The sequence below is a fragment of the Robertmurraya mesotrionivorans genome (genome assembly GCF_050971805.1).
Lineage (GTDB): Bacteria > Bacillota > Bacilli > Bacillales > Cytobacillaceae > Robertmurraya_A.
In genome coordinates, this window is record NZ_JBPCCH010000002.1 from 397949 (window position 1) to 414596 (window position 16648).

7 protein-coding genes are annotated in these 16648 nt (G+C 39.5%); 2 read left to right on the forward strand and 5 right to left on the reverse strand.

What is annotated here, in order from left to right; genetic code table 11:
* Positions 1-55: 55 nt before the first annotated feature.
* The 5 genes from ACRX5O_RS06080 to ACRX5O_RS06100 all read right to left on the reverse strand — a co-directional run bounded on the left by ACRX5O_RS06080 (position 56) and on the right by ACRX5O_RS06100 (position 13397).
* A complete protein-coding gene (locus tag ACRX5O_RS06080) occupies positions 56-1300 on the reverse strand; it encodes an immunoglobulin-like domain-containing protein (protein WP_433905114.1) in 1245 nt (414 codons plus the stop codon).
* Positions 1301-1756: 456 nt separating this feature from the next.
* Positions 1757-4096, reverse strand: a complete 2340-nt coding sequence (locus ACRX5O_RS06085; protein WP_433905115.1) for an OmpL47-type beta-barrel domain-containing protein — start codon at positions 4094-4096, stop codon at positions 1757-1759.
* A 207-nt stretch (positions 4097-4303) separates the two neighbouring features.
* Positions 4304-10927, reverse strand: a complete 6624-nt coding sequence (locus ACRX5O_RS06090; RefSeq protein ID WP_433905116.1) for a pectinesterase family protein — start codon at positions 10925-10927, stop codon at positions 4304-4306.
* Positions 10928-11327: 400 nt separating this feature from the next.
* A complete protein-coding gene (locus tag ACRX5O_RS06095) occupies positions 11328-11549 on the reverse strand; it encodes a hypothetical protein (RefSeq protein WP_433905117.1) in 222 nt (73 codons plus the stop codon).
* Between the two features lie 1020 nt (positions 11550-12569).
* A complete protein-coding gene (locus ACRX5O_RS06100) occupies positions 12570-13397 on the reverse strand; it encodes a hypothetical protein (RefSeq protein ID WP_433905118.1) in 828 nt (275 codons plus the stop codon).
* 564 nt (positions 13398-13961) lie between these two features.
* Between ACRX5O_RS06100 and ACRX5O_RS06105 the strand changes: the two genes are divergently transcribed.
* Positions 13962-14990 carry a hypothetical protein gene (locus tag ACRX5O_RS06105; RefSeq protein WP_433905119.1) on the forward strand — a complete coding sequence of 343 codons (1029 nt, stop codon included), beginning with the start codon at positions 13962-13964 and terminating at the stop codon, positions 14988-14990.
* Between the two features lie 213 nt (positions 14991-15203).
* Entirely contained in the window at positions 15204-16586 is a 1383-nt protein-coding gene (locus ACRX5O_RS06110; RefSeq protein ID WP_433905120.1) for a PASTA domain-containing protein, read from the forward strand.
* Positions 16587-16648: the final 62 nt, after the last annotated feature.

The window sequence follows — 16648 nt, forward strand, 5'->3', positions numbered from 1 at the left end:
AGCATATCAAAAAGTAATAGACTCTCCACCTCGGAAGTTGATAAATATATTTTTCTCAAATATCATCCCATTTTGCTCTTACTGCTTCGTATTCTTCTCTTGTGATAGCAATAACAGAACCATGCCTCTTTTTGGTCGAACCTAAAGAATACTCAGAAGTTGGTAATTTAGTAAATTCTCCGCTTAATAAATTTTGGGTTCGTAAAGGGAGATAACCCTTGCCTGTAGCATACTGATCAACCATTAAACACCATTCTTCTCTATCATTAAATTTAAAAATCAAAGGGCCCTCCACATCATGTCCAGTTAAACCAGTTGACGCTTCTATGGTTCCAATCTTTGACCATCTACCGAGTAAGTGTTCACTTTTTTCTATGGTGATTTGTTCATCCCCTGAGTATCGATAATAGAATAATTGATCTTTAATGATGGTTGTATCAATAATATGCGTGTCATCTGAACGCTCAATAAAAAGATTTGGTTTTGTAAACATACGGAAATCCCTTGTCTTTGTATAGTAAATACGATGTGGTCCATAATTTCCGTTTTCATCAGCCACCCTTGACGCCCAATAGACGATATATTCTCCCGTCTTTTCATCATAAAAGGCTTCTGGAGCCCAGGCATCCCCAGCATTCCGTGGAGCGACTTCAATCATTCTTGGTTCAGACCAGTTTACTAAATCATTGGATTCCCAAACAATAATCGATTTACTTCCAGCCGTCTGGGCAACCTCCCACCCTTTACGATTGGCAATACGTAAATCGGTAGCAATCATATAAAAGGTATCCCCTTCTGATGATCGAAGGATAAAAGGATCTCTTACTCCCTTTTCACCAATATCAGAAGTGATGACTGGTTGGCTACTATTTAGGTCTTTCCAATGTAAACCATCGGTACTAATGGCAAAATAGATCTGTTCTCCCCTATCATGATCACCTGCAAAATGAGCCATTAAATACGAAGCGAAAGATTTTTCTGCGGCCTTAGCCCTTACTAAAAGGGAAAATTGTTTTTTATCCGTTATCTTACCAACAGTTATTGTGGCAGTTAGCTTAACGGTTGTATCCTTTTCTGGTCTTATTACAACACCAGCTGGAGTATCATCATAATGTTCATTTTTCTCGTCATTTATATTTACGATATCTGGTCTATCCGTTTCCCAGGATATCGTTGCTCCTTGATCAGTGGTTACTGGTAATGTGATATTACCTCTGATGTCGTGGGCATTAGGAATTTCCAAAGCTGTTTTGGTCCTTTCCATCATTTCTTGATTAGACAATCCCGACTTCTCCATCATACCTTCCCCCTTATTGTTTCACCCCGAGTTTACGTTAAAGCCTTTGTATATAAAGGTGTCACAAATATAGCTAGGGAACAATATAGAATTCAGACTTTTACGCTGAAAAAACAGTTATGTTTTAGGATTTGCAATTCGTTGCTTAGACTGTTTTACAAGACTTCCCCATTAATGGAGCGGGACTAGCGTGATAATAAAAGGCTAATTGTTCATGTTACATTCCTAAACTTTCAAAACCAAATTCCTTCGTATAGTTTAATGTTTGTCTAATTTTTTTTAGATTACCAGCATGTAAATCAGAAAGATTGATTAAAAATACGTAGGGTAGCTAAAGTTGAATCAGAATTATATCCCACTACACCTTCAAGAAAAGCTCCCCCTTCATAAAGAAGGGGGAGAAATATATTTCTGTTGAGCTAAACTTTTCAATAATTATTTATTTATTTATTTATTTATTTATTTATTGGACAACAAGTATTCAGCATCGCGAATGAGAAAATCTGCATATTGTACAGAAATATGTTTGCCCCTTTGAGCCTTAACTTCATTCAAAAATGAAGCCAAATTTTCTGCGTCCAGCTTGCCCTGCAAGCTATTAGCTATGCCGTTACTACCTATCCATCGGGCTTCCGTAAAGCGTGTAATCAATTTCTGCAAAGATTGGATGCTTGTAGAAGTTTGGAACTTAACAACTTGGTTTACCATATTCCCAGCCAAATCGTATGCTGTTACGCTAAACTCGTGCTGACCAAGTGGCAGAGTATAAAGAGGAATTGTCTTCCCATTTTCTACGGTGTTTCCATCCAATGCGATTGTGGTTTTTGTGTTGTCAATTCCGGCCAAATTATCTTTGAACTCTATGAGCGGATTGATATCCACGGAATTGTTGTAAATATCATTCGCAATGCCAGTCATATCGATAGTAGGAGCAGTGGAATCTAGATTAATAGAAACGCTTTGCTTTTCTTCCATATTTCCCGCATTATCCAATGAACGATAGCTTACTTCATATTTTCCATCCTCATTGATTGTGATCGGCTCAGTGTATGTTTTCCAAGTGTTTCCACCATCCAAGCTATACTCCGTTTTGGCCACACCCGATAGTATGTCAGAACCGTTAAGACTCAACTTTACATCCTGTATATACCACCTGTTCAGCCCGTCCGGTTGAGCTGGTGTTACAGCGGCCGCTGTAACAGGTGCTGTAGTATCAGCTGATGTCACTTCAAAACCGTCAACTACCAGTTTAATATCGCTAAAGGTTATATCCGCATTACGTGCTACAAACATACCTACGTAAACGTAATCTGAATCAATGCTTGTAAGTTTAAAATCAAACCCTCCAGTGATAGTTTCTTCCATTCCAAATTTAGTTGCATAACCGTCTGAATTGCTTGTAATAGAAAGATTTACGGTGTCTCCTACTGCAATTGGGTTTTTAGCTGTTCCACCTTGGGTAAGAACTCCACTCTTTCTAGCGAAACTATTCCAAAATCCTCCAGTGGCTGCCTTAGAGAGTTTTAAAGGTGCTGCTGCAACATAATCACCCAGAGCGGATTTTGTATTCTTATCAATATACATTTCATCCCTAGCCATCAAACCAAATGATACTTGATCATTTAGATCAAAACGATTAATTTTAGCTTTTGCTGTTAGAGTAAATGTACTGTTTGCAGGTACTTTATAGTAGTACATGCCAATGCCATCAGCTGTACTGGCTATTTTCCCCTTATTATTGGCTACTGCAATATGCATATTTCCATCACTATCTGTTTCCAGGGTTTGATTGACAGTGCTTGGATCACCGCCAACATCACCAAATATCGTGCCTTTCCAAATACCATAATCTGCCCATAAAGTACTTTGCGGCAATTCACCGGTATACGGCGTTTCTTGGTAATTAGGATTTTGAACTAACGTATCAGCTTTCGTTGGCGCTTCAGCATTTATCACATGTTCTGCAAGTCCGCTTACGCCTAATTCTTTAATTGCCTTTGTTAGAAGGTATGCATTATACCTTCCGCCCCAGATATTGGTATGTGTATTATCCACACTTGTCGGGTTTGAAGAGCTCCACGCATGGAGATTCATAGTTTCACTTGGTCCCAGTTCATCATATAGAGTTTTAGTTAAAGTAGTCATATCAACTACCGGTACATCAAGCGCTTTCCCCAATTCCCTAATAGCTTGCGGATAATCTCCGCCTGAATACTCTCCGACAGTATCAGTAATATGAAGATTGGAATTGCTCCATACACCCGATATCGTTCTTCTGACAATAGGAGTAGAAAGGATTACTTGAGTTCCCGCTCCTTGAGCCGGTTTAATAAAATTTTCATACAAGGAATTCGCAAATGAACCTGAATCCAAATAAGTTCCATTCGGATTTGTATATCTTTCCGGCTCTAGTTTTTCATCATTATGGCCAAAACCGATTAATAAATAATCTCCACTCTTCATACCGCTGAGCAACGTCTGATATTCAGGATCAGCTGTATAGCTTTTTGAACTTCTTCCTGACAAGGCAAGATTTTGTATGTTGAAGGAGCCATCGAGATAATTTCCAATTTGAGTGCCCCATCCATACCTTGGATAATAGTAATTATCCGTAAATGAGCTTACGGTCGAATCCCCAACAATCCAAATCGTTGGAGTACCAGCAGTAGTTTTTGCTGTCATTGTCAGGTCGATAGATGTATCATTGGCAATTGCAACAACGTTGTTAAATGCTACTGTGAAAAACATGATGAAAGAAGTCAGTAATATTCTAATCGTATTCTTTGACTTAATTTTCATTCTTGAACCCCTCCCAACAATAGAAGCTTATCATCAATACATGAATAAATTAAATTACTCCAACGCATGGCTCTCTAAAAGAAATACACGAATGAAACCATTGTTAAAAATGGCTGCGTTATTTCTTTCTTTCGCATGTGTAAGCTCCCCCTTCATAAAAAAGGGGGAGCAAAATATGTCTTTTGAGCTAGACCTTTCAATAATAATTTATTTACTGGACAACAAGTATTCAGCATCTCGGATGAGATAATCTGCATATTGTACAGAAATATGCTTGCCTCTTTGAGCCTGAACTTCATTCAAAAATGCAGCCAAATTTTCCGCGTCCAGCTTGCTCTCCAAACTATTTGCTGTGCCTTTACTATCTATCCATCCGGCTTCCGTAAAGCGTTTAATTAATTCCTTTAATGATTGGATGCTCGTAGTAGTTTGGAACTTAACAACTTGGGTTACCATATTCCCAGCCAAATCGTATGCTGTTACGCTATACTCGTGCTGACCAAGTGGCAGAGTATAAAGAGGAATTGTCTTCCCATTTTCTACGGTGTTTCCATCCAATACTATTGTTGTTTTTGTGTTATCATTTCCGGCCAAATTATCTTTGAGTTCTATGAGCGGATTGATATCCATGGAATTATTGTAAATATCATTTGCAATGCCAGTCATATCGATAGTAGGAGCAGTAGCATCTAGATTAATAGAAATGTTTTGCTTCTCTTCCATATTTCCGGCATGATCCAATGAACGATAGCTTACATCGTATTTTCCATCCTTATTGATGGTGATCGGCTCAGTGTATGTTTTCCAAGTGTTTCCACCATCCAAGCTATACTCCGTTTTGGCCACACCCGATAGTATGTCAGAAGCGTTAAGACTCAACTTTATATCATTTATATACCACCCGTTCAGCCCGTCCGGTTGAGCTGGTGTGACAGCAGCCGTTGTAACAGGTGTCGTCTTATCAATCAGAACATGTAGATTATGAGCCTGTTCAATATTTCCTGCTTTATCAATAGAATAGAAGGATACTATATGATCTCCCTCGGAACCCATTGTAAAGGATGTACCATTCACATAATCAGACCCATCGATTGAATAAAAGGTTTCGGCAACACCACTCTCGTTATCGTAAACATCAAGTTTGACGGTGACGTCGTCTTTCGACCAATCTGTTGGAGCATTGGAGGTTGTGACTGGAGCGGTTTGATCCACAGGTGCTGCAGAAAGACGATCAATAAGAGCCTGTGTCTCACCAGTCCAATAAGTATTTAGCTGACTTGTATAAACACCGCTTACATCAGGGATATATACACTTACTTTACTGTTTGAATCCACTTCAAATTGTACGCTGTTCTTACCGGCTACACCGCCTACTCTTACAGGTGGAATAACGTAGTTAGAGATGTTATATCCAAGACCCTGTATTTCTTTGGCCATTAAAGCACCGTTGTAAAAACCTCCAATTTTATTATTGTGAGTGGAATCTGCAGGAACCATTAATGCCTTTGCTGAAGGCGAGCTTCCATTAGTGGCTGCAGGGTCATTCTTGTATGCTTTTTCAAAGGACTCTTTTGTTAAATCAAACATATCAATAACTTTAACACCCTGCTCTGCACCTAACTGTTCAACAGCTCTTACATAAGCATTATTGGCAGTTGTAATCGTTCCAGTTGTGGTGTCCGTAGCATCATGATGAGTTCTTATGGTGCCATCCGTGTTAAAATACTGTCTTGAAACAGGAGTAACTAAAATTGGTGTTGCACCTGCATTTTTTGCTACATCAATATACTGCTGCAGATACCACTTGAAGGTACCGCTAGTATATGGATAAAATGTTGCGCCATACTGTTGTGAAAGACTTGCCGGTGTTGCCTCTTCAACACCCGGAATGGAAGGATAAATACCATTTGCATCCGGTTCTCCCATAGAAACAAATCGGTCTAAGAGATATCCTGATTGATTTGCTTCATCATTATGTCCAAACTGAACCAGCAAATAGTCTCCAGCTTTAATGGTAGAAGCGATTTTATCAAGACTTCCCTCATTTATAAAGCTTCTTGAGCTTCTGCCTCCGTTTGCATAGTTAACAACGTTTACCTTATCCGAATTGAAAAATTTCTGTAAATATTCTCCCCAGCCACCTGTATCTGAGGTTGGTCCGTATGTCTTAACGGTTGAATCACCTGCTACATAAATATTTACACGCTGACCATCCGGAATCTCATTTCCTCCGCCACCGGATGTGCCAACCTTAACCAGGTTGTCAAGTTTAATAGACATCTGTTTGCCCTTCAAACCATTAACGGTTTCCGGCGTAACAACAACCTTGATATAATAGCCTGCATCGGCACTAGTAATCTTGTAAGTTTTGGAAATATACGCTGTTGTTGCACGGATCAACGTCTCGGTTCCATCCGGACTTACTCTGTACCACTGAATTAAAGAACTGTCGTTTACGTTATCATTTGGATTAGTAAATTCATAACCCAAGCTAATGGTATTACCGACGTAAGGTATATTGATATCATCATCTGTTGTGAAGTAAGGAGCAACCTTAAATGTTGGCGCTGTATCACTGTCAGCTATATAAGATGATGGTATCCAACCTCTAAGATAATCAGCAACATTGATTTCTGCAGCTTGTGCTTTAGTTAAAACGGGTGCTCTTCTTTGAGATGTATCTACTGCCAAATGATTATAAGTCGTATTGTATTCTGCAAAATTCGCCTTTTCAGGTGGGCCACTCATATCTGTCCAACCTTTGGGGTTTATCATAGAATCGCTCTGAAGCTTGGTATTTAAAAAGCTAACTCTAGCTCCTGCTCCCCAAGGTCTTCCGAAGAAACCTGAAGCATGCATATTTTTACCGCTGGCTGTTACAGTACTGTTTCTAAATAGGTATCCATAGGATGCCGTATCCCTGGCTGCCGTTATATAACCACCTACAGCCATATCACTGTAACCGGCGAAATTCAATGTAACATTATCAAATACCACATTTCCATCACCAAATATATAGTCTGTGTTACCTTCTATAAAAGAGTTTTTAAAATAACTGCTATTCGTACCGCTGTTACCGGTGAAAAGTGTGTCCTGGCTTCCAAGGAAACTACAATGAACAAACTCTGCTCGGTTTCCCTCGATAATCATAGCTGCAGCTCTTTCTGTAGCTGCTTTTGACGTAACATCTGTAAAAGACTTTCTTTCTTCTTTTATTGGGCTTGCGGATGGTATATTAGCAAGCTCCACACCATCTGCTAATTCCTCTTCTGTCATGTATTTATTGAAGGAATTTTCAAATACGATGTTTTCAGCTTTGAAGTCGGTAGCGGTACTGGTAAGATACACGGTACCTCCCCATTTACTGACAATATTCTTAGAATACTTATCAAATGCATTTTCTCCATCATAGAAGCCATCAGACCCCGCGCTGTAATATTTATACCCAATTCCGTAATACCAAGTAATTTTAACCTGCGTACTTGGATCACTCGTTGGATTTGGATGAGAATTTACAAGTGAAATAAATGGTGTTTTTATGACCAGCTGTGTCCTGTATACACCCGGTGCGATATGAATGGTTATTCTATGTGCTTCATCAGTTGGGTTCATTCGGGCTGCTGCATCAAGTGCATCCTTAACTGTACTGTAATTATGGGTCTTCGAGCTGTCACCCACATACAAATCCGAAACCCAGGCAAGAGGCTCTGGTTTAGTATTGTTAACAAACAAAATATCCTTTGTGGTATCCTGTCCATTAATCACTACGTGAGAACTCGTACTATAATTCTCGGAACTAACAGCTGTAACGTTATACGCACCATCTCTAAGGCTTACTGTGTATCCACCATCAGAAACGGTCCCGTCATAAGTGTATCCATCATCAACATTTGTAAATTTAATACTTGAAATTCCAGCTGTTGATGGTAATCCCTGGAATGAACCTGTTGCCGTATATACCGATTTTTTAGCAACTGTAATATCCTGAACGGTGTCAGTGCTTAAATTTATACTACCACCAGCCACAATTTCATAATCATTAACACCCGAAATAACGGCTGTATACGGCACTCCATCCTGAACATCTGCTTTAAATGTTTTATCCGTTGTATTAACGATTGCTGTAATCGGTGAGGCAAGGCTTCCGTCTGGAGGAGTAAATTTAATTTGTAATTTACTCACATCATAACTGCTGTCAAAGCCCTTCATATTACCACTTATAGAGACAAGCTTGTTAGCTATAACATCCAAACTAACACGTTTTCCTGTCGTAATATCAGATGTCGATGTGGTTACAACTTTGGTTTCGTCGGAAATTCTGTAACTAGCAATATCCTTTAAAGTGGCAATATATTCATAGCCCGTACCGAGAACTGCATCAAAGGTATTGTCAGCATTAACATTAACGGTTGTTATATCACCTGATTTCTGATTCGTAAAATTAAGTGCATAACCTGTGTTAATATCACTGCCGTTTAAATTGACAGTACCACTTACCTTAACTCCAGGAGTTCTCACTACTCTTTGGAAATAAGGTTTTCCACCTGCACCTGCCGTAACATAAATTTGATAGGATCCGGAATATTTTGCTGTAAAATCAACCTTTTGTGCTGTTGTAGTAAAAGGAGCGGAACTATCCTGAACCTCGGTAGTATCCGGTGTTACGGTTACTGTGGTACCGTTTACATTTACTGCTGCGTGAACGAAGTGAATGCTTTCATTGCCATTGCTTGTTCCACCATAAACCGTAATTTTATCTCCTGCAATGACATTATCAAGAGTCAAAAACCTTTTTCCGGTACCTCCCGTACCATTTGCGTAATAAACTCCGTTTGCGTTATATCCGTCATCATAACTGTACTTTTGAGTCCCCCAGAAACCAGAGGAATTTACACCTACGGTAGTGCCATCTGACTCATAATAGTAGGACCTATCACTTGTAACCGGATTGGCAATGATTAAATCTCCAAATGCAGTGGTTACAAACGTACCGGATTTAATTGTCGTTTTACTGTTAAGAACCTCCGCTGTAATATTATTGTTGTATAAATCTCCCGATGTTTGGATTCCTCCAAAATCCCATACGTCAATTTTTCGGGCGGTTGGTTCTGTTGGTTCTGTTGGTTCTGTTGGATCTGATGGAGTTGAATGCCCTCCTACAGATACAAGTTGGGTTTTGTAATTTTTTATTTTAGACATCAGTTCTGTATTAAGGATAGCCGATCGATCATCAACGGCATCATCAAATTCCCATGTAAAGTCTCCATTATTTAGTCGTCCAGCTTCTGCTGTAACTATTTGTTCAACAAGGCTTACGTCATCAATGTCAGTTGCAGTTACGCCCAAATCGATGAGAGTATCAAAGTTATTATAAGTTGTTCCGCCTACTAGGGTTTTGTATGAGCTTGGAACGGTTTCACTTCTTGACGAAGCTAAGTAAGCATCAAATGATGTTTCATGAGCTGGAGTTGTTCCTGCATCGGAATTGGCATAGATAAGACTTGCAGCATCAACAATCCTATTGTTGTATGCTTTAATCATTCCTCCATCTTCGCCCGAGAATGTACCTTCCCCTAAAGCATCCGTACCTTGCAAGGAACTCATCATTGGATATTTCGCATTTCTAAAGTAGTTTGATTCTACAAAGGATGAACTTCCTGTTGTTACACCAACACCATATTTAGAGATGCCGTCAAAGAAGTTATTGTATACATGAACAGTTCCTGTTCTTATACGTGGATGACGAGAGTCTGAATGATCAAACCAGTTATGGTGAAAGGTTACAAAGAATTCTGCTGATTCATTCAAGCCGACTAGAGAAGCTTTTCCTGCATCCCAGTAGTGATTGTAAGAAAGAGTAATATAGGTGGATCCACTTTTCAGGTCAGTGGAACCGTCACCTTTTGCCTGGTCAGCATCTCCTCCTGCCGTTCCATAGAAAAGATCATTATGATGAATCCAAACGTTAACATTGCCAGTATCCATTGAAATACCATCGTCAGGGAATAACGCAACACCTAAGTTTCTTACTTCAACATTACCGGCATACCTAAGCAGGATTCCCCATCCATAAGCGTAAGTATCTTCCCCGATACCTTCTAATGTAATATTCATTTCCGAATAATTGGATTTACCTTTCACTTGAAGATATCCGCTGCTGGTAAGTTGTCCATTCATGTCAGCATCTGTAATGTTTCCAATAAATCGGATGGCAAGCGGTGTTTTATCATAGCCTTTTTGTCTCAGGTACAGAATATTACCTATACCCACACCTGTTGTTACAGCTCCTGAGCTGCTGGTTGTCACATCATGAGTTACGGTTTGTGCATTCTCAGATGTTACATAAACAACTTGAGCCTCAGCCTTAAGTGTTCCATCATTATTATAAGCACCTGAACCCGTGCCATATGTTGAGTTTGATGCGAAAGCAAATCCAGATCTGTCATGTGCGGCTACGGACAGCGTATTGGAAACCGTACTTACTGTTGAACTATCTGACAGTACTGCTTCAACTTTCATGACATAATCTCCAGCTGCAAGGCCTACAGCGTCAGCTCTCCAATACGATCCGTAGCTTCGAATTAATTCAGTATCAATTTGTTTATATTGAGAATCTGGTGCACTCGCAGATTTAACATATACGTTATACCCTGCCGCGTCACTTACAGGCGACCATTCTACATATGCCGTTTCAAACCAACCTCCACCGTTCGTTATTGAAAGGCTAGCAGCATGAACCGTAGTGTTTGCGAATCCTCCGAATCCGCTTACTACTATAGATAGTACAAGAACATACATAAAAATAATTCTTATTACTTTTTTTACAACCATCTGTTCCTCCCCAGTCAATTTGTCCTAAACAATTTGTAACCGCTTCCATTTTACTTCTGGTTTTATGCAGTAACTATATAATTCTGCAACGTCCCCTTTTCACCCCCTACAACGAAAATCTTTATTATTAGAAAGAGATAACGCAACGCATCTAAACTGAGTACCTCTTTTAATAATCCGTATGTTGAAATACTTTGATAAACAGCTTCTCCTTTTGAGAAATAGATGTGCATTTACCGATGAAAAGCGAAAGAAAGCAAAGGAGTTTTATACTTTCTAGCATGTTAAGGAAATTGAACAAGATGGTTAAGAACTATGTTTGCAAGTTTATTATAATTAGAAATTTCAGACAACTATATATAAAATTTTACTCTTTTTGTTTAATATTTTTAGAAAAATCTTATTTGACAGTCTTTAGAGCGTCAAATAGCCCACACTTGGTGATATGATGAGGGCTGTGATAGCCTTGTATCGTAGGCTTTACTAAACCCTCAGTTTGTTTGAAGGTAATAAATCGCTCAAACATTTCAAACAGAATCCTCTTTTGTTCACTTTGTTTGAATAGTTTGATATTTTGTTCCCTTCTTGAACCTTTTCGCTGAGTTTTCCTAACCTTTTGCATAAAAAAATCCACCTCTCATTTATGAATTTGGTGGATTTGACACACTTGTACACACAAAATCAGTCGCACTAGTACTATGTAATTTTTAGAAAAAATACTGGTGACTTTTCACTCTTAAATCACAGTTTAAACTGTGGGCAAAACACATCCAAAAACAGCTTAAACCCTTAATATGTTTAGTTTTTTTTGGCGGGACTGCGTGGGAATCGAACCCACCAGACCACACACGGTGGTCTCAAGCAGTTTTGAAGTTAGAGGGGCACAATCTCTTTTGTTTCTATCTGGTCCTATATAATAGCGTAGAGTCTTGATTTAATGCACTTTTTAACCAGACATATATCATTTAATTTTATCTAATTAAATATAAAAACATCTAATCCGTGACCAAGTTGTGACCATTATTCTTGAATATGGTTAGAGTTAAACAAGTACATCGGGGAGGATTATATAACCTCCCTTCTATCAGTTAATATCTAAAGAATACAAACGAGTGCTTTTTCACTATATCAATAATTTTTGCGCTAAAACACGTCACCTTAAAACCGTATTTTATATGCTCTTTAATTTATAGTATAAGTGCGACTGCCCGTCGCACAAAATCGTTCCATACAATATGTACGAAACGTTGATTTTATTGAATTTACATGATGATTTGATACCGATGGTCGGGGTTGAACCTCTACTTCCGAAGGAAACCTAACAAAGTGTTTTTACTTAAGATGAAAATTTTCCAAATCGTAAAAGAATTGATTTCTTAAATAAATTTACTGGAATTTCAATGATGTTTGTCTTGCCATAAAACAGGACCTAATATGAACTACAGTACCTCTCTAGACCGTACTTTTTGGCCGTTCATTAGATGTATCCCGAACATCAAATGTAAAATCCACACTCACAGGAATGACATTACTACTTCCAGGTTTTAGTTCCAATTTTCCTACTGACGCAACACTTCCGATACTATCCTGTGCTACAAAGGGGACTATTCATAGGAAAATCAAAATAAACTGGTACCTAATTTTATGGATGTTTTGACTGTTCAATCGTATAACCAGTAAATAGCCAGGATAAGAACCGTTCTAGTACTTGAAGGGCATACCTCCATGTTGCTGGCGGAGGATAAGATAAAGAAAAAAATGATTTCCCATCATCGAAATAAAGGTCACAGAAACGGTTAATTCGTTTTAACCAAAATGGCCGTAGTGCTTCCGCATAAGGTTCGGTACCAGAAGTTGAAACGGCACCGAAATTATTGTCTGCGAATGTCCGAAACCGGCGGTGATAGGCCGCTTCTTGATTTGCACCCCCGAGGTAATATAATGTCAGTACCTCCGACAGTGGTCCACCTATTCCAATCCAAAGGTTAAGAATGTTAAATCCATCGATATCTCCGAGAAGATCAGATACTGGTGCCGACATGGCAAAGTATCCAGGCAAGTCAGGTTCTCCGGAAGCAAGCTTGGGAAGAATTCGCGGAGCATGTGGACCGTCGTGCTCAGCCCACACGGCAGCAATCCCAATATCGACCACACACGAGGCGGGATCGATCGATGGTATGCCAAAGCCCTTATATGGTTCCCCTGTCGTTGTATGAGTAAGAGCATCGATTGTGAGCAGGACGTGGCCTATATCTACACGGTTACCTTCGGGATCAACAATATATGGTGATGGATTATCCGGAGGTTGCGGTGGGACAGAATTCTCGTAAGACACTGAGGTTAGGCGCTTATACATTGTTCCCGACACTTTGTTAGGTCGGACTAAATGTCGTGTAATGCCATCGGCCTCCCTTACAGGAGCGTTAAGCATCAACTGGTCAGACGCAGTTTCCGTGATAATATTAGCCATCGTCCCTGGGTAGTACAGCTGACGTATTCGAGTTAGAATTTGCTCGGGACTGTCTTGTGGATATGCTGCTTCAGTTTCTCGTACAGCTACAATGAACTCCTCAACGTATAATTCACCTACGGAAAGCGATAAAGGCGGAGGGGGTGACGAAGTTCTCTTACAATATTGGTATAAGACGATTCTTTTAAGAATGACAAAGAAATCATAATTATGTTATAGAAAACCCTCGTTCAATCCCAAGGTTGTAGTCAATATGACTTATAACAGATTCATATTGATAATGTTAATATAATAATATTTTCTTTTACCTTTGTATCATTCAAACAGATGTAGTTGGTGGCAGGATGTTTGATTTGCCACCAATTCACCCCCTCTTGTCCCCTCTACCAAATGACGGCTGTGTTGATTATATAAAAATGATATTATGAAGATGTAGCTTTGTTGACATATTAAAGGGTATTTACGAATCCTTGTTAGGCAAAATAACCATTTCTTAACAGACAATCAACTAAAACGAACATAAATAAATATACTATCAGGACTTTTAATGAGGAGGTCCCCATTTTGTATTTACATCCACCTTCATTCCTACCGCATATCTATTATCTATATCCCTATCCAAGAACGATATCCACACTACCATATTCCTATCCTTTTTCATCTTCTTCCCCTTGTCGTTTTGAAAGAATGTGGAAGAGTAATAACGGTAAATTACTGGATAGCACATATTGTGCTGGTCATACTCCAAATACATTGTATCCACCTGTTGGACGGGAAGGAAGATTATTTATAACGAAAAACCAAGAACGCATCATAACTTTGAGGAGTTCAACTGGTTTCAATGATGCAGAGGCACTTGCTCTTATGTTCGAAGATAAAGAAATTGCGGACGATAGAACACTGCCGGGACGCCTGAAAGCTATACTTGATGCGACCGAATCCAAAATAGTCCCCGGCCTGCAAACAGGCATAGAGTTTCAAGATGTAGGGTTCAAAGGCGATAGGAACCATGGAGGTAAGGGATTTAAAGACCCTCATCCCTCTAGTCGAAACCAGGTTGGACATTTTCTTACGGCTGTTGGTCTTGCATTCCGACCCGAGACCGTCTCACGTCATGTATTAGGAATTCGGATGCGTGATCATATCGGAATTCCTAAAGAACTCAGTGACGATGATGTTGCCCTTCGGTTAACCATCGGTCACGAATTATCACCAGATCCTAATGTTTTGCTAGCGGGTATTTTAGGGGCTGCCTTTCCGCCGGGTCTTCCCCTGGGAGGTGCTTCTGCTGCCCTATATTATGAAATATGGAACTCTTATCGTAATCAATTTTTTAGTGTAAAGCCAGAAGATATAGCTGCTTTCGTAATTGCATTAAATGCGCTTGGTACGAATCCACTTCTAAATATGGATCTAGCTGAGATTGCACTGCTCCCTATTTTCCTCAAAATCCGTGTTCAAGAGCGTGGTAATAGCTACCAGGATTTGCGTCTCAGTCTAGTGGGTTGGTATTTGGGGAAAGCCATTTTGCAAGGCAGATTCACAACTGGAGCACAGGTTGCAGAATGGATTCGTAGGAACCTGAAAGAATAATGTCTTTATATAGTCTTCACTTAATAGATAAGAGATGGAAGATAAGACAATTTAGCTCCCTCCTTTTCAATTTTCAAACTCTAAATAATGAATAGCTGTAAATGTTTTGTTGAGAGATAGTTATTGGTTTGTATAAAATACCGGGAAAAATAATGATGAATAATTGAGAATGAACGTTTTTTTTGGATTTACAATGAGAAAGGAGATTACTAAATGACAACTCCATTTCCATCCCCTCTCCCAAATCTGCTTAACTTTGACTTTATGCTGCAAACGTCTTTAACTACTGCTATCGGTGAAGCGCTCGTTCAATTTCCTGTAATGGGAAACGCCATATCATTTGTTGCAATTAACGAGACAGACTCGTCTAAAGAATTCAAGCATGCAGGGACGTTCCCTACTAACGAAGTAAATTTCTTTACCGCAAGTCTCGTAAAGGTAGGGGTTCTATATGCTGCCTATGAACTGCGTAAAAGCGTCAATAACTTAGCAACGGTGTTAGGGATCACAACATTGAATACACTAATTGAACGGTTAAAATCAGACTTTGATAAAGAAATTATGGAAAATTTTCGTAACATCCTAACTAAACTGAAACCTGAGATAAAAGGTGATTTCGGAAGTACCATTACTGCGCCAAAATATCAAGATATCTTCAAAGTGAACCCTCTGAACACGGGGAACCTCTCGTTTACATTCAGTGACCAGTTTAATACCAATCTTAGAAAAATGATCATCGAAGGTTATAATGAGAGTGCTGGGGCTTGCATCAAAGCATTATCTTACAGCTGGATAAACGGGGCCTTGCACGCGGCAGGTTTCTTTGACCTAGACCAGCAGAAAGGTATTTGGGTTGGCGGAACCTTTACGGGCGCTTTACCCATCATCAATATTCCTACCAGGAACGATGCAAACGCCGCCCAGGTATCCACATGTTCTCACATGGCCAATCTTTATGCACACTTAGTCCAGGGGTCGTTAGTTAGTCCTAGTGACTCAGATGAAATGTTAAACTTGCTATGGGAGTCGGCAGCTACAGGAAATGACCCTTCTTTTTTAGACTATACACGAAGAAAAAACTTCCCTCCAAGAAATTACGGAGTAACACATACGAAAATTGGATATGGAAAGTTGAAGACAGGGATATTCGTGGCTTCTGAGGGAACAATCGTAGAAGATCTTAAGACCCAAAAGAAATTCATCGTCGTCTTTCAGAATAGTTTAGATAATGACGAAGCAATAACAGGGCTCCAATTCATCGTGGAGCGCACAATAGAACTTTTCCTCAAGAGTCGTTTTCAACCGCACACGCGAGTTAACCAGCCTGTGCAGTTCGAAAATGTCAGGGTACCTAACCTCATAGGAATACCAGGGCGACAATCCAATAATCTCCTACTGTCCATAGGACTAAATCCAAATAATAACGTCGTGAAATCCACTGCAGAATTCGAACAAGAAATCGTCCTTAGGCAGTCCCCAGAACCGTATCAGGTGGTCCTGAAAGGATCAAATGTCGATATATATTACGATTATGATGTAAATGGTATCTTATGGAAGCCTCCGTTAAAAATGATTCACCCTTACATTTCAAGATGAATTTAATCGGTGTGCGCAATTAAAAACGGCCATCTTACTGAGCTGCACCCCATTTGTTAGAC

What these genes read in the sequence shown, in the direction of transcription:
- ACRX5O_RS06080 (WP_433905114.1), bottom strand. Translation starts at nt 1,300, where the DNA reads ATGATGGAGAAGTCGGGATTGTCTAATCAAGAAATGATGGAAAGGACC.
- ACRX5O_RS06085 (WP_433905115.1), bottom strand. Translation starts at nt 4,096, where the DNA reads ATGAAAATTAAGTCAAAGAATACGATTAGAATATTACTGACTTCTTTC.
- ACRX5O_RS06090 (WP_433905116.1), bottom strand. Translation starts at nt 10,927, where the DNA reads ATGGTTGTAAAAAAAGTAATAAGAATTATTTTTATGTATGTTCTTGTA.
- ACRX5O_RS06095 (WP_433905117.1), bottom strand. Translation starts at nt 11,549, where the DNA reads ATGCAAAAGGTTAGGAAAACTCAGCGAAAAGGTTCAAGAAGGGAACAA.
- ACRX5O_RS06100 (WP_433905118.1), bottom strand. Translation starts at nt 13,397, where the DNA reads ATGGCTAATATTATCACGGAAACTGCGTCTGACCAGTTGATGCTTAAC.
- ACRX5O_RS06110 (WP_433905120.1), top strand. Translation starts at nt 15,204, where the DNA reads ATGACAACTCCATTTCCATCCCCTCTCCCAAATCTGCTTAACTTTGAC.